Below are 21,220 nucleotides of genomic sequence, written 5' to 3' on the forward strand. Positions count from 1 at the left end.
GCCATTTATGTGTGCACTTTTCATTTCCGCGCCCCAAAAAGTTACACGCTCCCGCCCTGACTTCCTCAGTCGATGTTTTCTTCAAATCCCGCTGAAAAATAAATACCTGTTCAAACAGTCAATTTATATCGCCTTTATTTCAGACACTTATCGCGAACAGATAACAAAACGAAATTAGCAGCAGAATTCATAGATCGCTGACTGGCATGGATCTGGCTTAAGTGCATACATGTTTTGTATACAATCATGTCAAAACATACACACACTTTAGATCCGCAAGCCTGAAGCGCCCTATCCCGTACAGGCTGCAGATGCCCCGTAACCAATGATGCTGACTGCCCGCGACGAAGATTTGTCGAGCCCACGCTCATGCACAGTCATCGCGACGCCAAGCTCGGAGCCTGCCGGAATGCGTACTAGCCTCTCCAATAACAACATCGCGCTGGATCTGCCCTCCTTCCCACCCACTTCAACCCCTCACGACCAAACGTTTCAAGAACCCGTCGTACTCAGCCCTCGCCTGCACAACAAGGACCTGGCGCCGACCAAAGCCGAAGGTCGACGCTGGGGCCGCTACAGCATCTTCGCCCTGTGGACCAACGACGTTCACAACATCGCCAATTACTCATTCGCCATCGGGCTGTACGCCCTCGGACTAGGCGGCTGGCAAATCCTGCTGTCCCTGGGGATCGGCGCGGCGTTGGTGTATTGCTTCATGAACCTCTCCGGCTACATGGGGCAGAAGACCGGCGTGCCGTTTCCTGTCATCAGCCGGATCAGTTTCGGCATTCACGGGGCGCAGATTCCTGCATTGATCCGTGCCGTTATCGCCATTGCCTGGTTCGGGATTCAGACGTATCTGGCCTCGGTGGTCTTTCGCGTACTGCTGACAGCGGTTCATCCAGGCTTCGCCGACTACGACCACAACTCGATCCTCGGTCTATCGAGCCTGGGCTGGGTGTGCTTCGTGGCGATCTGGTTCGTGCAACTGGCGATTCTCGCCTATGGCATGGAGATGGTGCGGCGTTACGAGGCGTTCGCCGGGCCAGTGATTCTGCTGACCGTCGCCGCCCTCGCCGCATGGATGTACTTTCAGGCCAACGCGACCATCGCCTGGTCGATCCGCGAACCGCTGACCGGCGGCGAGATGTGGCGCAACATCTTTGCCGGTGGTGCGTTGTGGCTGTCGATCTACGGCACGCTGATCCTCAACTTCTGCGACTTCGCCCGTTCGTCGCCGTGCCGCAAGACCATCAAGGTCGGCAATTTCTGGGGCCTGCCGGTGAATATTCTGGTATTCGCCAGCATCACCGTCCTGCTCTGCGGCGCGCAATTTCAGATCAATGGCCGGATTATCGAAAGTCCGACCGAGATCATCGCCTCGATTCCCAACACCTTCTTTCTGGTGCTCGGTTGCCTGGCGTTCCTGATCGTCACTGTGGCGGTGAACATCATGGCCAACTTCGTCGCCCCGGCCTTTGTGCTGAGCAACCTGGCGCCCAAATACCTGACGTTCCGCCGCGCCGGGCTGATCAGCGCAACCATCGCGGTGCTGATCCTGCCGTGGAACCTCTACAACAGCCCGCTGGTGATCGTTTATTTCCTGTCCGGCCTCGGCGCCCTGCTCGGCCCGTTGTACGGCGTGATCATGGTCGACTACTGGCTCGTACGAAAAGGTCAGGTCAACGTGCCGCAGTTGTACAGCGAGGATCCCAGCGGCGCTTATTACTACAGCCGAGGGGTCAATTTACGCGCCGTCGCGGCGTTCATTCCTGCCGCACTGATCGCCATTGTCCTGGCGCTGGTACCGGGTTTCGACAGCGTATCGCCCTTCTCCTGGCTGATTGGGGCCGGGATTGCCGGGATGCTCTACCTGATCATCGCCAAACGGCAGCCCCATTACGCAGACGTCAGCGGCGAAGCCATCGCCGTCGATAACGTCAGCCATTAACCCCTAGGCGGCCCGGCACCGTCGGGTCGCAGAATCACCCGCTATAAGGACTTCCCATGCGAATTCTCGTGGTCAACGTCAACACCACCGAATCCATCACCCAGGCCATCGCGCGTTCGGCTCAGTCCGTGGCCTCGCCGGGCACGGAAATCATCGGCCTGACACCCTACTTCGGTGCTGACTCCATCGAAGGCAATTTCGAAAGTTACCTGGCCGCCATCGCGGTGATGGATCGGGTTATGGCTTACGACCAACCCTTCGACGCCGTAATCCAGGCCGGTTACGGCGAACACGGCCGCGAGGGTTTGCAGGAGTTGCTCAACGTGCCGGTGGTGGACATCACCGATGCGGCGGCCAGCACCGCCATGTTCCTCGGCCATGCCTACTCGGTGGTCACCACGCTGGACCGCACCGTGCCGCTGATCGAGGATCGCCTCAAACTGTCCGGACTCTGGGACCGTTGCGCGTCGGTGCGGGCCAGTGGTTTGGCGGTGCTGGAACTGGAATCCGATCCTGAGCGTGCGCTGGAGGCAATTATTCGTCAGGCAGAATTGGCCGTGCTTGAAGACAAGGCCGAGGTGATTTGCCTGGGCTGCGGCGGCATGGCCGGGCTGGATGAACAGATTCGCCGGCGCACTGGCGTGCCAGTGGTGGATGGTGTGACGGCGGCGGTGACGATTGCCGAGTCGTTGGTGCGATTGGGATTGTCGACGTCCAAAGTGCGGACCTATGCAACGCCGCGACCGAAGAAAATTATCGGCTGGTCGGGGCAGTTTGGCAGGTAGACCGCGTCATCGTTCTTCGCGAGCAGGCTCACTCCCACATTTTGATCTGTGTCGTTCACAAATCCCCTGTGGGAGCGAGCCTGCTCGCGAAGGCCACACCTCGGTCTAAAGCCAGACTCAGAGCGCGCTAAACCGCTGCCCCAACCCCTGCTCCGCAAACTGCTCAATAATGAAATCCACAAACGCCCGGGTCTTGCCGGGCAGCAGTTTGTGCTCCGCGTAATAGATCGAAATGTTGCCATCGTCGACATACCAGTCCGGCAACACCCGCTGCAACGTCCCCGCCTGCAGATAACCCACGGCAAACGGCATGCTCACCAGCGCGATGCCCAAACCCTGCGCGGCGCTGGCACACGCTGCCTCCGAATCGCTCATGGTCATCCGTGCCTTAAGCACCAGCGGGCTGTGTTGCTGGGTGCGACTGGTCAATTGCCAGGAGCGCACGCGACCGGTTTGCGGGGAGCGGATCAGAATTCCGTCGCACTGCTTGAGGTCGTCAGGTTCGACAATGGCTTCGCGCCCCGCCAGATACTCGGCTGACGCCACCAACACCCGATGGGCCGGTGTCAGCTTGCGCGCCACCACCCCCTGCGGCAGCTCGAATCCCCCGCCAATCGCCGCATCGAAACCCTGAGCGATCAGATCGACCTGACGGTTATCGAAATGCCAGTCCGGGTTGATCGCCGGAAAGCGCCGCAGAAACTCCCCGAGCAACGGCACGATGTACAACCGCCCAAACACCGTGCCCATGCTGACCTTCAACGTCCCTGCTGGTAGCCCCTCGGCGCTGGCCAGATTGGCCACGGCATTCTGGATCGTGTGAAGACTGGAACTCACTTCGCCGAGAAACCGATGACCCGCTTCAGTCAGCGTCAGGCTGCGAGTGCTGCGCTGAAACAGCCGCACACCCAGCCGCGTCTCAAGTTTGGCGACGCTCTTGCCCACCGCCGCCGGGGTCAGACTCAGGCGACGCGCCGCTTCGGCGAAGCTGCCGACCTCGGCACTGCGCACGAAGCATTCGATACTGCTGAAGGTTTCCATAAGCGCCACTGTAAACTTTTGGTTTACACAGACTATCGCAATTACCGTCTACACAGCCGGTAATCCTGAATCGATACTAGGCTCCATCAACCGAGACATCTCGCCTCGGGACTTTGGAGATCGATATGACTACTCAGAACCTCAGCGGCAAAGTGGCTTTGATTCAAGGCGGATCCCGCGGTATCGGCGCCGCCATTGTCAAACGCCTGGCTGCTGAAGGCGCGACAGTCGCCTTCACCTACGTCAGTTCCACGGCCAAGGCCGAAGAATTGCAAAACAGCATCACCGGTAACGGCGGCAAAGCCCTCGCCATCAAGGCTGACAGCGCCGACGCCGAGGCCATTCGCAACGCCGTGACCGCCACCGTAAAAGCCTTTGGTCGCCTGGACATTCTGGTCAACAACGCAGGCGTGCTGGCCGTTGCCCCCTTGGAAGACTTCAAACTCGAAGACTTCGACCAGACCCTCGCGATCAACGTGCGCAGCGTATTCATCGCCACCCAGGCCGCCGCCAAACACATGACCGAAGGCGGTCGCATCATCAACATCGGCAGCACTAACGCCGACCGCATGCCCTTCGCCGGTGGTGGCCCGTACGCCATGAGCAAATCGGCGCTGGTCGGTCTGACCAAAGGCCTGGCGCGTGACCTCGGTCCCCGCGGCATCACCATCAACAACGTGCAACCGGGCCCGGTCGACACTGACATGAACCCGGCCAGTGGTGACTTCGCCGAAAGCCTGATCCCGTTGATGGCGGTGGGTCGTTACGGTAAAGCGGAAGAAATCGCCAGCTTCGTCGCCTACCTCGTCGGTCCCGAGGCCGGCTACATCACCGGCGCCAGCCTGACCATCGACGGTGGTTTCGGCGCCTGATGACTTAAACGCAATCCAAAAATGTGGGAGCGAGCCGGCTCCGGGCGGCGTTCCGACGAAGAGGGAGTATCAGTCGATATCAATGCTGACTGACACACCGCCTTCGTCGGAACGCCGCCCGGAGCCGGCTCGCTCCCACACTTTCTGCATCAAGCCCATTCGAGCGCTGGCAAACCGCAGGCGCTTGGCTTAAACGCCTTCAGCGTACGAAGAATGCCATCGGCGTGTGCGTATTTTTCATCAGCCATCGCCGCATCCGGGATCGCAATCGCGGTCATCCCCGCCGCTTTCGCCGCCGTGACACCGAACGGCGAATCCTCGAACACCAGGCAATCCTCAGGCGCAACACCCAGGCGCCGCGCCGCCGTGAGGAAAATGTCCGGCGCCGGTTTGGCCGCGCCGACTTCCGGATCATCGGCCGTCACGATGAAATCGAACAGCGCGAACCAGTCGCGGTGCAACGTGGTTTTCTGGCCAAACGACTGACGCGAAGAACTGGTGCCCACTGCGATCGGAATGTTGTTGGCCTTCAGATGCCGAACCAGCTCCTGTGCGCCAGGCATCGCCAGTGCTGTAGGAAAACGCTCGCGCATCAGCGGTTCGCGGATCACCAGAAACTCTTCGGCGGTAATCGGCAGATCCAGCGCCTCGACCACATAACGCGCCAGATCACCCGCGCCACGGCCGATGATGTGCTGTTTGACGCTCCAGTCAAAAACCCGACCGTAACGCGCGGCAATCACGGACGTGACTTCGGTGTAAATGCCCTCGGTGTCCAGCAACAAGCCGTCCATATCAAAAATCACGGCCTTGATCGGGCCGAATTCATTCAGCGGTGCATTCATCGCATCTGATCCGTTTTCTAATGACATCCCAGAGGCGGCTCAGGTACGGCCGGGTCCGCGATCGATTAAAGGATTCAGCAGCATAACGAGCGCGATGGGCATAGGGCAACGGGCAATGCCTGACCGGTACTAAAACCTGGCCGAAGTGCTCTTCGTCATTTAGCGATTTCCCCTACACCAAACACTTACTTTCCCGACTTCTTTCCCCGCCGATCCCCCGCAAAGTCTCGCGCTCTGAATTGATCCGCGCGAGGGACTGCGAATGTTCGTACCTGACAACCTCCTGGCCTTGAACAACACCATCGGGCTGCTGGTAGTCGCCGCCATGGACCCTGAGCAGCCGAATGTCGAAGCGCTGCTCGATGACTTTCGGCTCTGCCTCAATGACTACGACGCCTGGGCTGAAAGTTTCTGGACCGGCAAGGCCCTGGATGTCGAGCAAGTTTTCAAGGTCGGCAACGAAGTCCGTCTAAGCGCGCCGAAGCATTCGACCACACCAGTCAGTGCGACAGTCACCGAGTGCCCGGCCAGCGGTCCGTTGACTCTGGTGCATATGTTTGAGGCGGCGCGTTTCGTGCCGATCGGCAATACGCCGGTGATGCTTGAACCTTTGCTTTCCGACATGGCGGGTGAGCAGATGTTTGGCGAGCCGATCCACAACGAAATCGGCCCCAGCGGCATCCTGGAAATCCCCGATTGCCAGCGCGGCCAGCGTTATCGCATCACGTTCTTTCCCGATGTATCCGCTGATCACGTCAAAGCACTTTATGCCTCCTATCAGGGCGTCATCGGCGAGCTGGAAGGTTGGTTGCGCAACGAGTGGACGACCGAGTTCGAACCAGCGTGGGCCGGGTTCTCCCAAGCCGGCTTCATCAAGCGCTACGGCATGCTGCAACAGGCCGATTGGCGCGGTTTCGAGAACTCGCTGAACGGTTTGTGGGATGACGTGAAACAGATTTATGCCCTGATCGCGGACCTGCAGGCCAACAGCGAAAAACTCCTTGAATACCTGACCCAATCCGAGATTGAAACGCTGCTGAACGCTTCGGCCGAGTCCATCGCCAAGGTGTTGCTAATGCTGAGCGACGAGCCGTTGATGTTCATTCATCTCGCGGCGTTCACCAGTTGGCTGAGGATGTTACCGCCGCAGTACATCGCCGAGGTCGTGGCGGAAATTCGCACGGAGCTATTGATCAGTTTCCTGCTCATGTGCCTCACCGGTCCTGCAGGACTGGAATTGCGTCTGAGTGAGAAGGTGCTGTCCAGGATCAAGTCCCCGCAGACCCGACAATGGCTGGCGGTCGCCAGTTTGCGATTGGCTGAGCTCACCGCCAAGTCCGACCTGACAGTCCACGCTGGCGCGCTCAAACCGCTGATGGTCAATGCCCGGAATGCACCGATCAAACCTGCGCCCGCCGTGTCGTTGCAAATCACCGCGGGGGTTGCGCCGGTTCTGTTGGTGAAAAATCCGGTGGCCATTGCTCGCGACAAGTCTGAAGCCATGACCAGGATTGGCAGGCAGGAACATCGCGACGATGCCCCGGAGCAAGCGAAAAACCCCAACGGTGACAGCGCCGATTGCGGACCGTTGACCTGTACCAATGGCTGTCCGGTATCGATGGTCACGGGCGAGGAACTGCTCACCCTCACCGACGGTGTACTGGACGGGATTTTGCCGTTCGACTTCACCCGGCTCTATCGCACCAGTGCGGTGGAGATCGATTGCGGGCTCGGATTCGGCTGGAGTCACTCACTCGCCCATCACCTGGAAATCGATGGCGACACCGTCATCTGGATCGACCACGAAAACCGCCGCACGACCTTTCCGCTACCGAATATCGAGCGTCCGACGATTCACAACAGCCTGTCGCGGGCGGCAATTTATCTAGGTGACGAGCCAGAAGAACTGATCCTCGCTTTGTCTGGCGAAAAATCGCGTTTTTTCCACTTTCGTGCAGGACGTCTGACGGCTATCAGCGATGCCTACGGCAATCGGCTGACGGTGCAGCGGGACTCTTCTGACAGGATCAAGCGCCTCAATAACGGCGCAGGGCGCTCCCTTCTATTGCGCTATGAGCGCCGACACGTGGTCGCCGTCGAGTATCAGCGTTTTCATCCGGCCGACACCCTGGAAGACGCCTGGCGTACTGAGCAAACGCTGGTTGCGTACCGATACGACGCTTGTCATCGCTTGATCGAAGCAACCAATGCCGCCGGCGAAAGCGAACGCTACGACTACGACGAGCAGCACGTGATTCTGCAGCGGCAGTTGGCCGGCGGAGCAAGTTTCTACTGGGAGTGGGAACGTGCCGGCAAGGCGGCCCGGTGCGTTCGGCATTGGGCGACTTTTTCGCAGATGGACACGCGTTACGCCTGGGATGACAACGGCAGTGTGCTGGTTAAAAACGCTGACGGTAGCGAAGAGATTTACGAGCACGACCGACAGGCGCGACTGGTGCGCAAGGTCGAGCTGGACGGCGGCGAACACCTCAAGGCCTACGACGATAAAGGTCGGTTGCTTGCCGAGCAGGATCCGCTCGGCGCCGTCACCGAATACCGTTATGACGAGGTCGGACGGCTTATCACGCTGATTCCGCCGGAAGACGAACCGACGGCCTACGAGTATCGCAACGGTTTCCTGCACGCACGGTTTCGCGGTAAAGCCGTGTGGAAATATCAGCGCAACGCCCAGGGTGACATCACCGAAGCGACCGATCCTGACGGTCATGTCAGCCACTATCACTACGACGAAAAAGGTCAGCTGCTGTCGATCCGTTACCCGGACTCCAGTCGGCATGTTTTTGCCTGGAACGCCTTGGGGCAGTTGGTTGAGGAAACGCTGCCGGATGGTGGTGTGCGGCGGTTTTCCTACGATGCGATGGGGCGGCAGATTACCCGTCAGGACGAACACGGCGCCGTCACCCAGTACCAATGGGATGCCGTTGGCCGACTGATCCAGACGACGCTTCCCACCGGCGCCAGCCGCGCCTTCAGCTACAACGCCTACGGCAAGATCACCGCCGAACGCGATGAACTGGGCCGCGTCACCCGCTACGAATACGTCGACGACCTGCACTTGGTCAGCCGCCGTATCAATGCCGACGGCACCCAACTGAAGTACCGCTACGACAACGCCCAGCTGTTGCTCACGGAAATCGAAAACGAATCCGGCGAAAAATATCTCCTGGAYTACACGYCCAAYGGCTTGATCCGACAGGAAASCGGATTCGACGGCCARCGYACGGCGTACGCCTACGACCTCAAYGGCCAWCTGCTGGRGAAAACCGAGTTCGGYGAKGAYGGYTCGCAGCTGRTKACSGSTTAYSAGCGRGACTCGGCCGGACGCCTGCTGGTCAAAACCCTSCCCGACRGCATCAAGGTTSAATACCGCTACGACAGCCTCGGCCGACTGGTCAGCGTCGACGAYGGCCWCGACCATCCGCTGGAGTTCGAATACGACCAGCARGACCGSCTGATCACCGAACACCAAGGCTGGGGCACGCTGCGYTATGGCTACGACGCCTGCGGCCAGCTCAAYCGCCTGCGCCTGCCGGACRRCAGCAAACTCGATTACCACCACGCCAAGGGCGGTGCGCTGACGGCCATCGACCTCAACGGCACCCGATTGACGTCGCATACGTTCTTCGCCGGCCGCGAACTAAACCGCCAACAAGGCCTGTTGCTCAGCGATTATCAGTATGACGACCAGGGCCGTCTGAAAGCCCACGCTGTCAGCCAACACCTCCAAACACTGTATCGCCGCGACTATGCCTACAGCGCCAATGGCAATCTCGACAGCATCGCCGACACCCGTCACGGCCAACGCAATTACCAGTACGACCCGCTCAACCGCCTGATCCGCGTCCGCCACTCCCGCGATCAACAACCGGAAAGCTTCGCCCACGACCCGGCGGGCAGCCTGCTGATGCAGGATCGTCCAGGCCCGGCCACCGTCAAAGGCAACCGCCTGCTGATGCAAGGCGACCGCCATTACGACTACGACACCTTTGGCAACCTGATCCGCGAGCGCCGCGGCACCGGGCAAAAACTGGTCACCGAGTACCGCTACGACTGCCAACATCGGCTGATCGGCGCCACCCTGCCCAACGGCAGCCAGGCGACCTACCGCTACGACGCCTTCGGCCGCCGCATCAGCAAAACCGTCGACGGCAACACCACCGAATTTTTCTGGCAGGGCGACAACCTCATCGCCGAACACAGCCAGGACCACCACCGCAGCTACGTTTACGAACCCGGCAGCTTCCGCCCACTGGCCATGCTCGACGGCAAAGGCCCGCGCAAGGCTTGTCCGTTTTATTACCAACTCGATCACCTCGGCACACCGCAAGAACTCACCGACTACAGCGGCGACATCATCTGGGCCGCCCGATACGCAGCGTATGGCCGCCTGACTCGACTCAACCGCGACACCCACCAGGTGCTGGATCAACCGTTGAGGTTTCAGGGGCAGTATTTCGATGCGGAGACTGGTCTGCATTACAACCGGCATCGCTACTACAATCCGGATGTTGGACGGTATCTGACACCGGATCCGAGCAAGTTGGCGGGTGGGTTAAACGGGTATCAGTACACGCGGAACCCGACGGGGTGGGTTGATCCGTTGGGGTTGAGTGAGTGTCCGGGTGGGGATGGGTGTAAGCGGCCGGCGTTTGGGGATGAGGATCCGGCGGGGACGGCGAAGGTTGATGAGGGTGAGCCAACGCCACCCAAGCCTAAAGGAGAGGAAGATTACCTATACCGCGGAGACAAACGCGAGCCCGATGATGTATTTGAAAATGGATTCAAAAGTAAAGGCAGAAGTAATGACTTGTTGCGCCACTCCATCGACAGTGATAACCCACCGAGCAACTTCATAAGCACTTCAACTTCCAGGGATGTAGGAAAGCTTTTTGCTACCGGTTTTCATACGAGAGTAGGTTACCTGTTCACACTTCAAAAAATCCCCGGGTATGACTTGAAAAAGGAGCTTGGAGGCATGTATCAATTTGGAGATGAGAAAGAAATCGCCATAAAAGGTCGGATAAAAAACGAGGACGTGCTGGGAGCGACGCTGATTATTGATGACGGTCGGGAACTCGGCTACTCCATACCAAACCCATACAGGAAAATAAAAAAATGATATCAACCGTTAAATTGACGATCAGCATCGCCGGCGTAAAAGAAGTCGCTCAATTGATCTGCGACAACCGAACAGTCTCTATAACCTTCAAGATGAAAAACGGCTTTAACAAAACCTATACAGACAGCGATTTTTATAGATGCTTTGGCCGGGTTAGAGAAGACAATCCCAACATACTTTTTCTTTGCAAGGGGTCGAAGATCAATGTCCATCCATCCAGTATGTCATCTCAAATGTCGCTTGGACTAAAAGCGTATGAGTTGACACTGGGTAAAGCATCGTCAATTAACGATGTGATTTATATATTTGATTATGACGAATCCAATCTGACGAATGATCCAAATGAACAGCGAAATTTTTATAAACGCTGGTTTGAATCAGAAAAATCCAATTAGTTTTATTCGTGTGATCCACAAACTTTAAAAGCCCGGTTTATGTCCGGGCTTATCAATATTCACGCTTCACTAATAACCTCCCGCGCCAGCGGAGTCACTGCCTGCACTACCAGTTCCTCCATCCGAGTTTCCAGAACTACCAGAGCCTCCAGACCCACTCCCAGAACCGCTCCCACTCGAACCTCCACCACTCATCGCCCCGCTTCCCTTCTCCGGGCTGGTGCTACTTCCGTTTGCATCACCACCATTCCCACCCTTAATAGTGCCAGGCGGCAGCGCCTTCTCGTCTGCTGAGCCAGCATTCATTTCTGAATAAGGCGGCATCCCGCCCTTATCCACAGGTGCATCGGTGCCGGAGGACTGAGCAAACGCCGACATTGAGCCGGCCAACAACGCGCCGATCACCGTCACGGTCGTCAATTTTGACCTGATCATGGTGTATCTCCTTTAAAAGGTGCGTACCTGATTTCTGGCAGTCATCGCTTTTTAAAGGTGCCGCACAATCGACGAGTGGCCTGCGCCACAGCGTATGTCAGCTCGGTTCGTTTGAGCCGTCTTCACCGGCAATGTCCGGGTCGTCAGGGTGAGCTTCCACATCCCCGCGCTTCACTTCATCAGACGGCAACTGCTCTACAGCGGTGTCGTCATCAGGCGGACGTTGATCACGACTCAGGGAATCGGTCGGTGAAGGCAGCGGATATTCGGGGGTATCGTCGATGTCGGAGTCTTTCGGATCAGCGTTCATATGGCACCTCTCGGGGGGCGTGAAAAGCAGGTCCTGAAGTTTCGAGGATTGCGCCCTGCATTGCGTTCGATCCGGGAGACGATCGGTCAAGTCCGTCGCAAAGCAGGGTCAATTTTCGTCCTCGTCCTCTTCCTCGTCTTCGAACTCGATATTTCCGACGTCGCCCGCATCATCGGAATCATTGAGCGGCACTGTTGCGTCATCCATCAGTGAGCCTGGGTCTTCGTTTCCTGGATCGTTAATGAACGGAAGCCCGCTCGGGCCTTTTTCTTCCTTGCCTTTGGTTTCAGGAGTCATGGCATACCTCACAACATTCGGGGGTGTATGAAGTTCGAGGTGACCCACGACCAAACGTTCCAGAATCCTACGACCAGAAACGAAAAACCCGGCGCTGGGCCGGGTTTGTGCTGTAACTCAATGTCGAATCAGTGATGTTTGTTTCTGTGCTTGTTTTTATGCTTATTGTTGTGGCCGTTACCGGAGTGCGAACTGCCGCTGTCGCTGCCCAAGTTGTTGCCTACCGCGCCACCCGCCGCGCCGCCCAGGCCTGCGCCAATGGTCGAACCGGTAGAACCGCCGAGGCTATTGCCGATCACCGAGCCACCGGCCGAGCCCAAACCACCACCAATAGCCGCTTCTGTACGACTGCCTTTCTTCGCGCCGACCGCGCTACCTGCCGCGCCGCCTACACCGGCGCCAATCGCGGCACCCGTGCTGCCGCCCATTTGCTGGCCGACCACGTTACCTAGCGCACCGCCAATACCACCGCCAACTGCAGCGGTGCCGTCACCGGCGGCCATTGCACCTTGAGCGACCAAAAGTCCCAGAACCAACGTGGACAATGTCAAACGCATGATATGAACCTCTAAATTCCGTATCGGGGGTAAGAGAACGCGTTACGGATGGCGTGAGTTTAGCTTTTTCATCACGCCAGCGCTGATCGTTGGACAGCTGAAAATTCGAAGAGCGCGAAGAAGAAATATTCAGATACGAAAAGCCCGACATCAAGCCGGGCTTTTTGAGCTGATCAATCGGGATCAGTGACGCTTGTGACCTTTGGCCAGGTTGCTGCCCACGCCGCCGCCCAATGCGCCGCCCAAGCCTGCGCCAATGGTGGAACCGGTCTTGCCGCCCAGGCTGTTGCCGATCACCGAACCGCCGGCCGCGCCGACACCACCACCAATGGCTGCTTTAGTGCGGCTGCCTTTGCGTGCTGCAACAGCACTGCCGGCCGCGCCCGCTACACCCGCACCAATCGCTGCACCGGTGCTGCCGCCCATGCTCTGGCCGACCACATTACCCAGCGCGCCACCCAAACCACCACCGATGGCGGCAGTGCCATCACCCGCAGCCATCGCACCTTGAGCAACCAAAAGCCCCAGAACCAAAGCAGGCAGTGTTAAACGCATGACAAGAACCTCAAAAAAAGGGGTAACCGAAAGGGGCGAGATTGAATGCTTTAAAGGAGACAAAGTCCAGACACGCACGGGTACAACCTCGCAATAGGCGACGGTTGGACAGCGTTTTTAGAAAAGGTTTTATGACAGGCAAAAAAAAGCCCGCTGGGGAACGGGCCAGGTACTGCTTTCTAACGGATGAGTTGAGCCTACGTAGGTCGGTGTGAAAAGTTTGTGAAATAAAACACCAACAGCGGGTTGTGTATCTGTAGTCCAAATCCCAACAGCCGACCTTGTGGAAATAAAAACCCCGCTCAATGGCGGGGACTGTCCGGTTGACGCTTACTTCCTGGAAGACGCCGTCACCCTCTTGGGCAAGAAATTCGCCTTTTCGGTTCGGGGCTTCTTGGATTTCACTTTGGCGACCTGGGCCCGGTCTTCACCAAAGCCCGACACATACTCCGCTTGACCACACTGCACGCAATTGTTGATCGGAAACTCAGACCCGTCGTCTTCGATATACGAATCAGCCATACCTTTCCCCTCTCAAAAAAGGGTCGACACCGGCAAGCCCTATTTGCCTGAAAAATATCGACCTTCAACGCTTTTGAGACTAGTCAGTCATGACTGGACTTGTAGTTCAGATTATTGCATCCCCGACGAACGGCCTCGTGACACATTCACCTCAACTTGACCGCCGTCCCGGTCACGAACACCACCACCATCCCGCCCTTCCCGGCCGGCATACTGATCTCATAATCAAGCCCCACCACCGCATCAGCTTGAAGTGCCCGCGCCCGATCCTTCAACTCGTCGGTGGCCTGAATCCGTGCTTCCTTCAACGCCCGCTCCAATGTCTGAGAGCGCCCACCGAAAAAATCCCGCATCCCGGCGAACATATCGCGGATAACGTTGACCCCCTGCACCGACTCGGCACTGACGATGTCCAGATAGGCGGTGATTTGTCGGCCTTCGATGGTGTGGGTTGTGGTGGTGATCATTAATTTTCCTTCTTCATGGCCCAGGGATAATTACTCAAGACCCACTACATTGAACGGTAGCTCCGTCCCTTCAACAAATCGTCGTAGGCATCAATTGACGGAAGTTCGAGACACTTCAGCGCATCGCCGGGAACTGGAAATAACTGCCATCTTCGAAACGCACGGTGAGATCTGCAGGCGGTGGAGAGCCGACCATCCAGCCTCGGTTTGCGGGAGAGCTGCAAAGTCGTTGAACAACGCAGCCGTGATGCGGAGCTCTTTGTTCATTGACTATTGCCTAAAAAGTTAGAGCAGCTTGACCAACACAGTTGTGACAGTGGCCACCGTGCCTATCAACCCAGTCGCCACAGCCACCGGATACCAAAAAGTTTCACGGGTCATCTTCCCGGCCTCGGCGTTCAGCTTGCGCTGCTCAGCCATCAGCTTGACGATCTCCACATGAACCTTTTCCAGTTCGGCCTGTTTCATGGTGAATTCCTGCATAACGTGCGTGCGTCCATCCAGATAATGGGCTGCGTCATGTGCCTTGCCCGTTGATTCATTGTGTCCCTTAAAGGCGCAAAGCGAATACCCCTCACGAAACGGCTCGTGTCAGGTGCCGAAACCTATGAAAGCACCCAACTACCTGGCTTTCCAACATTACTTCCCACATACCTATCACCCGTCCTACATCAATTTCGGAAGCGCCTTCGCCAATGGTCTTGGGTCAATAACATCAGCATCCACAAAATCCAGACGCCAGAAACCACAAAACCCCTGACTTCTCTCGAAATCAGGGGTTTTGGTTACATCGAATTTGGCGGTGAAGGAGAGATTCGAACTCTCGATACAATTTCTTGTATACACACTTTCCAGGCGTGCTCCTTAAGCCACTCGGACACTTCACCGTATCTCGTCAAACATGTTCTGTCTGTCGAGGCGCGCTAATGTAGTCGAAAGCTTTTCCGATGGCAAACTTTTTTTGCAGAATTTTCATGCGCTTAGCGTTTTAGTCGTTCGAGCAGGTTCCAGTCCATGGCAAACCCGCCAATCTCCGGCTTCGCGCCCTCTTCTATATAGAGGGGAATGCGCGGCCGGCGTGGCGGGCGACGCTTGCCGGGCGGGGAAAGGGTGACTGGGCGGTCAGTCACGGCGCTTTACCTGGCCTGCGGCGGTGGGTAACGTCTGCGCTACTTTATTGAAAGGAATAGCGTCATGAGTGAGTTGATTTCTTACCATCTCGAAGACGGTATCGCGACCCTGACCTTGAGCAATGGCAAGGTCAATGCCATCTCTCCGGACGTGATTGCTGCGTTTAACGCCGCGCTGGATCAGGCGGTGACTGATCGTGCGGTGGTGATCATTACCGGTACGCCCGGGATGTTGTCGGGAGGTTATGACTTGAAGGTGATGACCTCCGGCCCTAAAGAAGCCGTGGCGCTGGTGACTGCCGGTTCGACCCTGGCCCGTCGTCTGTTGGCGCACCCGTTCCCGGTGATCGTCGCGTGCCCTGGGCATGCGGTGGCCAAGGGCGCGTTCCTGTTGTTGTCGGTCGATTACCGAATTGGTGTCGACGGCCCGTTCACCATTGGTTTGAACGAAGTGCAGATCGGCATGACTATGCACAACGCCGGTATCGAGCTGGCCCGTGATCGTCTGCGCAAGTCGGCATTCCATCGCTCGGTGATCAACGCTGAGATGTTTAATCCGCAAAGTGCCGTGGATGCCGGGTTCTTCGACCTGGTGGTGTCGGCCGAAGAGCTGCAAGGCGCGGCGCTGGCGGCGGCTCGTCAGTTGAAGAAGATCAACATGACCGCTCACAAGAACACCAAGCTCAAAGTGCGCAAAGCGCTGCTGGAGAGGCTGGACAACGCGATCATCCAGGATCAGGATTTTTTGGTTTAAACCCAAACGTGCCGCACCGAAAAGCCCGACCGTCGTGTCGGGCTTTTTCTTACGCGCTCCGTTGAAAAGCCTACAACCGCTCTAGATCGCGTCTGACCCATAAGTCGGAAACATGCGCTCAAACATCGCCTATCTCCCACTTCTATAGTGGTAATTGCCGAAAACAGTGCACATCCGTACACTGCGCCACCTTTTGTCCCGGTGGGGCCTGTAAATGCTGTTTGTGTTTCGTATGTTATTGATGGGCCTACACTTTATCCTGGCCGGTGTGCTTGGGGTGATTCTCGGCCTGTGCCGACCGTTCAACCCGGACAACAGCCGTTTGTGTGCGCGTCTTTATGCATGGCCGGCGATGTGCATTTTGCGTCTGCGGGTGAAGGCCGACGTCGGACCGCTGATGGATAAACCCGACAGCTGCGTGATCATCGCCAACCACCAGTCCAACTACGATCTGTTTGTGTTCGGCAACGTGGTGCCCCGCCGCACCGTGTGTATCGGCAAGAAGAGTCTGAAGTGGGTGCCGCTGTTTGGTCAGTTGTTCTGGCTGGCGGGCAATGTACTGATCGATCGCGGCAATGCGCAGAAAGCGCGCCAGTCGATGCTGACCACTACCCACACGTTACAGAATGAAGACACTTCGATCTGGGTCTTCCCGGAAGGCACGCGCAACCTGGGCGAAGAGTTGCTGCCGTTCAAGAAAGGCGCCTTTCAAATGGCCATTGCCGCCGGCGTGCCGATTGTTCCGGTGTGTGTCAGCAGTTACGTTAAACACATGAGATTGAACCGTTGGCGCAGTGGGAAGATTCTGATCCGCTCGTTACCGGCGATTCCTACGACTGGAATGAGCCTGGAAGACATGCCGCTGCTGATTGCCCAGTGCCGCGAGCAGATGCGCGAGTGCATCGCTTCGATGGATCGGCAACTGCAAGCCGCGTAAAAAAACCCGCCATGTGCGGGTTTTCTTTTGCCTGCGAGCTTTTGCCTGCGAACTCAACAGATTTCACTGACTCTCAAGCAGCAGACAGGGCTAAGCTGGAGACTGCCTGCCACTGCCATCTTTGCTAATAGAAAGCTGCCAATAAGAAGTGAATCACTATCATGGGTAGAGTTGTTGCTGCTGCGGTTTATAGCGCTGGTAAGAAAGTCACCAATATCACCCTCGACGAAGGCGCTGCCTGGGCTGCCAAGCCTGGCCACTTTGTCTGGATCGGCCTCGAAGAGCCGAATGCCCAGGAACTTTTCAATCTGCAACGCCAGTTCAACCTGCACGAACTGGCCATTGAGGACGCCCTGGAAAAACACAGTCGACCGAAGTTGGAAACCTTCGGCGACGCGCTGTTCATCGTCACGTATTCGCCGATCCGGAATGAAGGAAAACTGGAGTTCATCGAGACTCATATCTTTGCCGGCAAGGGCTACATCATTACCGCACGCAATGGTCACTCGGCGTCCTACGCCCATGTCCGACAACGCTGTGAGGCGCGTCCGCTGTTGCTGGAGCATGGGGAAGATTTCGTACTCTATGCCATCCTCGACTTCGTGATCGAAAACTACCAGCCCATGGGTGAAGCGATCCATGCAGAGATCGATGAGCTGGAAAGCAACGTGATGTGTAGTTCTCTGAACGAGCGCGACATTCAAAAACTCCATAGTCTGCGTCGGGATGTCTTGCGTTTGCGTCGTTATGCGGCGCCGATGGTAGAGATTGGTGAGGAACTGCAAAAGCTCAACTTTCCGTTTATCGACAAGAACATGCGCCCGTACTTTCGCGATGTGCAGATCCACGTCACGCGGCAGATGGAAGACTTGACGACCCTGGCGGACATTGCCAGCCAGACCATTGAAGTTGGGGTATTACTGGAGGCGTCACGCCAAAGCGTGGTGCAGCGCAAGTTTGCGGCGTGGGCGGCGATTCTGGCGTTCCCGACGGCGGTGGCCGGGATATACGGGATGAACTTTCAGGACATGCCGGAGTTGAGTTGGCATTACGGATATTTCGGGGTGTTGGGGGTCATTACGGTGGGGTGCGTAAGTTTGTGGGCGAGCTTCAAGAAATCGGGGTGGTTGTAGCCATTACCGAGGTGCCTGTGACATTCGCGAGCAAGCCCGCTCCCACAATGATCTCTGCAACACCGGAGATCCACTGTGGGGGCGGGCTTGTTCGCACGCTTTTATCCTTTAAACCGCACCAGCTTCAGGCTTGTGCGCCACAAACCGCATCATCCACTCCGCAACGGTAGTGCCGTGATGCTCCTGGTCAAGGCTCGCCATACCTTTCGAATAAATCTGCTCGCCCAGCGCTTCCTGACGAATATCCAACAACGCGCGCGAGTAATCGTGAATGAACTCCGGATGCCCCTGGAAGCACAGCACCTGATCGTTGATGTGGTACGCGGCGAACGGGCAGAAATCGCTGGAAGCAATGACCGTGGCGTTTTCCGGTAGCGCGGTGACCTGGTCCTGATGGCTGATCAACAAGGTCAGCTCTTCCCTCACCGGGCTCATCCACGGCGCCTTGGCAGCGAGTTTGTAGTTGTGGGTGCCGACGCCCCAGCCTTGGGTCGCGCGTTCACTCTTGCCACCCAGCAGCAGCGCCAACAGTTGATGGCCGAAGCACACGCCCAACAGTTTGTCGCCGCGCTTGTAGCGGGTCAGCAGGTAAGTCCTGAGGGTTTCAATCCACGGGTCGGTGCCGAAGGAATCGGCCTTGCTGCCGGTGACCAGGTAGGCATCGAACGTCAGCTCATCACCGGGATATTCGCCCTGCATCACGTTGTACACGGTGAACTCGGCAGCGATGGGTTGCTGCGAAAACAGACGCTGGAACATCTGCCCGTAACCCTGATATTGATCGACCAGTTCCGGACGAAGGATGTCGGTTTCCAGAATGCAGATGCGTAACGACATAAAAAATACCTGACACTTGATGGGAATAATGCACACCCCTGAGCCTGCCTTGAAACACAGTGGCAAGGCAAGCCCCGGAATGCGTCACCCGTCCCCTAGAACGCCTCCCCTTTAGCCGCTTTCTCCAGCAGTAGCGCAGGGGGTGCAAATCGCTCGCCATACTGCTCCGCCAGGTACTGGGCGCGGGCGACAAAATCTTTCACGCCGTACTGATTGATGAACTGCAGCGCGCCGCCAGTCCAGGCGGCGAAGCCGATGCCGAAGATCGAGCCGACGTTGGCGTCCGCCGTCGAGGTCAACACCCCCTCCTCCACACAGCGCACGGTTTCGATGGCTTGCACGAACAGCAGCCGATCACGCACGTCCTTCGGCGAAATCTGCCCGTCAGCCTTCTCGAAACGGTTTTTCAGCTCTGGCCACAGATGCTTTTGCCCACCCGTTGGATAATCGTAGAAACCACCCCCCGCTGCCTTACCCGGACGCTTGTACTCGTTGAGCAGCAAGTCAATCACGGCGAACGCCGGGTGCTCAATCAGCGGTTTCCCTTCTGCTTGCAGGTCTTTGGCGGTTTGCTGGCGGATATGGCTCATCAAGCTGAGGGAAACTTCGTCGGAGATCGCCAGAGGTCCGATCGGCATGCCAGCCTTGCGCGCTTCGGTCTCGATCATCGGCGCGCTCACGCCTTCGCCCAGCATGGCGATACCTTCGTTGGTGAATGTGCCGAACACCCTCGAGGTGAAAAAACCGCGACTGTCGTTGACCACAATCGGCGTTTTCTTGATTTGCAGGACGAAATCGAACCCGCGAGCCAGGGTTTCGTCGCTGGTGCGGGCGCCTTTGATGATTTCCACCAAGGGCATTTTCTCCACGGGACTGAAGAAATGCAGACCGAGGAACTTGCTCTGATCCGGCACCGCGGTCGCGAGGCCGCTGATTGGCAAGGTCGACGTGTTGGAAGCAATCACCGCATCCGGACCAACGACCTTTTGCGCCGCCGAAGAGACGCTGGCTTTCAAATCGCGATCTTCAAACACCGCTTCAATGATCAGATCACAACCGGCCAGGTCGGCATCGCTGTCAGTGGGGTGAATTCGCGCCAGCGTTGCATCGCGCTGATCGGCACTCAATTGGCCACGAGCAACCTTCTTGTCCAGCAGCGCCGCCGAATGAGCCTTGCCCTTCTGTGCGGCCGCAAGATTGATGTCCTTGAGCACCACGTCGATGCCGGCTGACGCGCTGACAAAGGCGATTCCGGCGCCCATCATGCCTGCGCCCAGCACGCCCACACGATGCGTCACGTAAGGTGCAAAGCCTTGGGGCCGCGAGCCGCCGGCATTGATTTCGTTGAGCTGGAACCAGAACGTGCCGATCAGGTTTTTCGACACCTGGCCGGTGGTCAATTCGGTGAAGTAACGGGTTTCGATCAAGTGCGCGGTGTCGAAATCCACCTGAGCACCTTCCACCGCGGCGCAGAGAATTTTCTCTGGCGCGGGCAGGCAGCCCTGGGTTTTGCTGCGCAGGATCGACGGCGCGATGGCCAGCATTTGCGCGACTTTCGGGTTCGACGGCGTGCCACCCGGAATCCGGTAACCCTTCACGTCCCAGCGCTGCACAACCGAAGGATTGGCGATAATCCAGGCGCGAGCCTTGGCCAGCAGTTCATCACGATCCGCCGCCAACTCATCAATCAAACCTGCCCGCAACGCCTGCTGCGGCCGGACTTTCTTGCCCTCGAGCAGGTACGGCAAAGCTTTTTCAATACCAAGCATCCGCACCATGCGCACCACTCCGCCGCCGCCCGGCAACAGGCCGAGGGTCACTTCCGGCAAGCCGAGTTGCACCGAAGAATCGTCCAGCGCAACCCGGTGATGGCACGCCAGGCAGATTTCCCAACCGCCGCCCAACGCGGCGCCGTTGATCGCGGCGACCACCGGTTTACCGAGGGTTTCCAGGGTGCGCAGCTGCCCTTTGAGTGTCAGCACCATGTCGTAAAAGGCTATGGCTTCGGGCTTGCCGACCTTGATCAGTTCATTGAGGTCGCCGCCGGCGAAAAAGGTTTTCTTGGCCGAGGTGATGATCACGCCGGCGAGGGTGTCTTTGTCGGCAACGAGTCTGGCAACACACGCGGCCATGGCTTCGCGGTAAACCGCGTTCATGGTGTTGGCGCTCTGGCCCGGCATGTCGATGGTCAGGACGACGATCTGGTCCTGACCTTTTTCGTAACGAATGGCTTCAGTCATGGAAGGTTTCCTTGAAG

19 protein-coding genes and 1 tRNA gene are annotated in these 21,220 nt (G+C 57.6%); 8 read left to right on the forward strand and 12 right to left on the reverse strand.

Translation table 11 applies throughout. From position 1 onward, the window contains the following. Nucleotides 1-409: 409 nt before the first annotated feature. Entirely contained in the window at nucleotides 410-1,951 is a 1,542-nt protein-coding gene (locus EAH74_RS16490; protein WP_140679814.1) for an NCS1 family nucleobase:cation symporter-1, read from the forward strand. A 56-nt stretch (nucleotides 1,952-2,007) separates the two neighbouring features. After that, complete coding sequence (locus tag EAH74_RS16495) at nucleotides 2,008-2,736, forward strand: aspartate/glutamate racemase family protein (RefSeq protein WP_140679816.1); 729 nt, start codon at nucleotides 2,008-2,010, stop codon at nucleotides 2,734-2,736. A gap of 117 nt (nucleotides 2,737-2,853) precedes the next feature. Here EAH74_RS16495 and EAH74_RS16500 read toward each other — a convergent pair whose 3' ends face one another. Then, nucleotides 2,854-3,777, reverse strand: coding sequence for a LysR family transcriptional regulator (locus EAH74_RS16500; RefSeq protein ID WP_140679818.1), 924 nt, complete (start codon nucleotides 3,775-3,777; stop codon nucleotides 2,854-2,856). Nucleotides 3,778-3,902: 125 nt separating this feature from the next. On the opposite strand from EAH74_RS16500, the gene EAH74_RS16505 reads away from it, so the two are divergent. Next, nucleotides 3,903-4,649, forward strand: a complete 747-nt coding sequence (locus EAH74_RS16505; protein WP_008146002.1) for a 3-oxoacyl-ACP reductase family protein — start codon at nucleotides 3,903-3,905, stop codon at nucleotides 4,647-4,649. Nucleotides 4,650-4,798: 149 nt separating this feature from the next. On the opposite strand, the gene EAH74_RS16510 is transcribed toward EAH74_RS16505, so the two are convergent. Further along, complete coding sequence (locus EAH74_RS16510) at nucleotides 4,799-5,494, reverse strand: HAD-IA family hydrolase (protein WP_140679820.1); 696 nt, start codon at nucleotides 5,492-5,494, stop codon at nucleotides 4,799-4,801. Nucleotides 5,495-5,756: 262 nt separating this feature from the next. Between EAH74_RS16510 and EAH74_RS16515 the strand changes: the two genes are divergently transcribed. Both EAH74_RS16515 and EAH74_RS16520 read left to right on the forward strand, forming a co-directional pair. Then, nucleotides 5,757-10,634 carry an RHS repeat-associated core domain-containing protein gene (locus EAH74_RS16515; RefSeq protein ID WP_140679822.1) on the forward strand — a complete coding sequence of 1,626 codons (4,878 nt, stop codon included), beginning with the start codon at nucleotides 5,757-5,759 and terminating at the stop codon, nucleotides 10,632-10,634. After that, nucleotides 10,631-11,029, forward strand: coding sequence for a hypothetical protein (locus tag EAH74_RS16520; protein WP_140679824.1), 399 nt, complete (start codon nucleotides 10,631-10,633; stop codon nucleotides 11,027-11,029). The genes EAH74_RS16515 and EAH74_RS16520 overlap by 4 nt, the downstream gene beginning before the upstream one ends. 532 nt (nucleotides 11,030-11,561) lie before the next feature. Here the strand turns inward: EAH74_RS16520 and EAH74_RS16530 are convergent. The 8 genes from EAH74_RS16530 to EAH74_RS32995 all read right to left on the reverse strand — a co-directional run bounded on the left by EAH74_RS16530 (nucleotide 11,562) and on the right by EAH74_RS32995 (nucleotide 15,302). After that, nucleotides 11,562-11,774 carry a hypothetical protein gene (locus EAH74_RS16530; RefSeq protein ID WP_056744178.1) on the reverse strand — a complete coding sequence of 71 codons (213 nt, stop codon included), beginning with the start codon at nucleotides 11,772-11,774 and terminating at the stop codon, nucleotides 11,562-11,564. Between the two features lie 108 nt (nucleotides 11,775-11,882). After that, nucleotides 11,883-12,071 (reverse strand): hypothetical protein, encoded by a 189-nt coding sequence (locus EAH74_RS16535; RefSeq protein ID WP_140679828.1) that lies wholly within the window; start codon nucleotides 12,069-12,071, stop codon nucleotides 11,883-11,885. Nucleotides 12,072-12,199: 128 nt separating this feature from the next. Further along, nucleotides 12,200-12,628, reverse strand: coding sequence for a glycine zipper domain-containing protein (locus tag EAH74_RS16540; RefSeq protein WP_140679830.1), 429 nt, complete (start codon nucleotides 12,626-12,628; stop codon nucleotides 12,200-12,202). Between the two features lie 183 nt (nucleotides 12,629-12,811). After that, nucleotides 12,812-13,183, reverse strand: a complete 372-nt coding sequence (locus EAH74_RS16545; RefSeq protein ID WP_059404653.1) for a hypothetical protein — start codon at nucleotides 13,181-13,183, stop codon at nucleotides 12,812-12,814. A gap of 668 nt (nucleotides 13,184-13,851) precedes the next feature. Further along, nucleotides 13,852-14,172 carry a YbjQ family protein gene (locus tag EAH74_RS16555; RefSeq protein ID WP_123364724.1) on the reverse strand — a complete coding sequence of 107 codons (321 nt, stop codon included), beginning with the start codon at nucleotides 14,170-14,172 and terminating at the stop codon, nucleotides 13,852-13,854. A 285-nt stretch (nucleotides 14,173-14,457) separates the two neighbouring features. After that, complete coding sequence (locus EAH74_RS16560; RefSeq protein ID WP_123364738.1) at nucleotides 14,458-14,640, reverse strand: hypothetical protein; 183 nt, start codon at nucleotides 14,638-14,640, stop codon at nucleotides 14,458-14,460. A gap of 329 nt (nucleotides 14,641-14,969) precedes the next feature. After that, a tRNA-Ser gene (locus EAH74_RS16565) sits at nucleotides 14,970-15,059 on the reverse strand. 93 nt (nucleotides 15,060-15,152) lie between these two features. Next, nucleotides 15,153-15,302, reverse strand: coding sequence for a hypothetical protein (locus EAH74_RS32995; RefSeq protein ID WP_161600335.1), 150 nt, complete (start codon nucleotides 15,300-15,302; stop codon nucleotides 15,153-15,155). Between the two features lie 64 nt (nucleotides 15,303-15,366). On the opposite strand from EAH74_RS32995, the gene EAH74_RS16570 reads away from it, so the two are divergent. From EAH74_RS16570 to EAH74_RS16580, 3 genes are all read left to right on the forward strand, one after another. Beyond that, nucleotides 15,367-16,056, forward strand: a complete 690-nt coding sequence (locus tag EAH74_RS16570; protein ID WP_140679832.1) for a crotonase/enoyl-CoA hydratase family protein — start codon at nucleotides 15,367-15,369, stop codon at nucleotides 16,054-16,056. 214 nt (nucleotides 16,057-16,270) lie between these two features. Then, entirely contained in the window at nucleotides 16,271-16,993 is a 723-nt protein-coding gene (locus EAH74_RS16575) for a 1-acylglycerol-3-phosphate O-acyltransferase (protein WP_140679834.1), read from the forward strand. Nucleotides 16,994-17,154: 161 nt separating this feature from the next. Beyond that, entirely contained in the window at nucleotides 17,155-18,126 is a 972-nt protein-coding gene (locus EAH74_RS16580) for a magnesium and cobalt transport protein CorA (protein ID WP_140679836.1), read from the forward strand. Between the two features lie 108 nt (nucleotides 18,127-18,234). On the opposite strand, the gene EAH74_RS16585 is transcribed toward EAH74_RS16580, so the two are convergent. Together EAH74_RS16585 and EAH74_RS16590 are read right to left on the reverse strand one after the other, a co-directional pair. Then, nucleotides 18,235-18,963 (reverse strand): amidotransferase, encoded by a 729-nt coding sequence (locus EAH74_RS16585; RefSeq protein WP_140679838.1) that lies wholly within the window; start codon nucleotides 18,961-18,963, stop codon nucleotides 18,235-18,237. 95 nt (nucleotides 18,964-19,058) lie between these two features. Continuing rightward, nucleotides 19,059-21,203, reverse strand: a complete 2,145-nt coding sequence (locus EAH74_RS16590; RefSeq protein ID WP_140679840.1) for a 3-hydroxyacyl-CoA dehydrogenase NAD-binding domain-containing protein — start codon at nucleotides 21,201-21,203, stop codon at nucleotides 19,059-19,061. Nucleotides 21,204-21,220 lie beyond the last annotated feature (17 nt).

Origin of the sequence: Pseudomonas mandelii (assembly GCF_006438925.1) — a bacterium.
Taxonomy (GTDB): Bacteria; Pseudomonadota; Gammaproteobacteria; order Pseudomonadales; family Pseudomonadaceae; genus Aquipseudomonas; species Aquipseudomonas mandelii_C.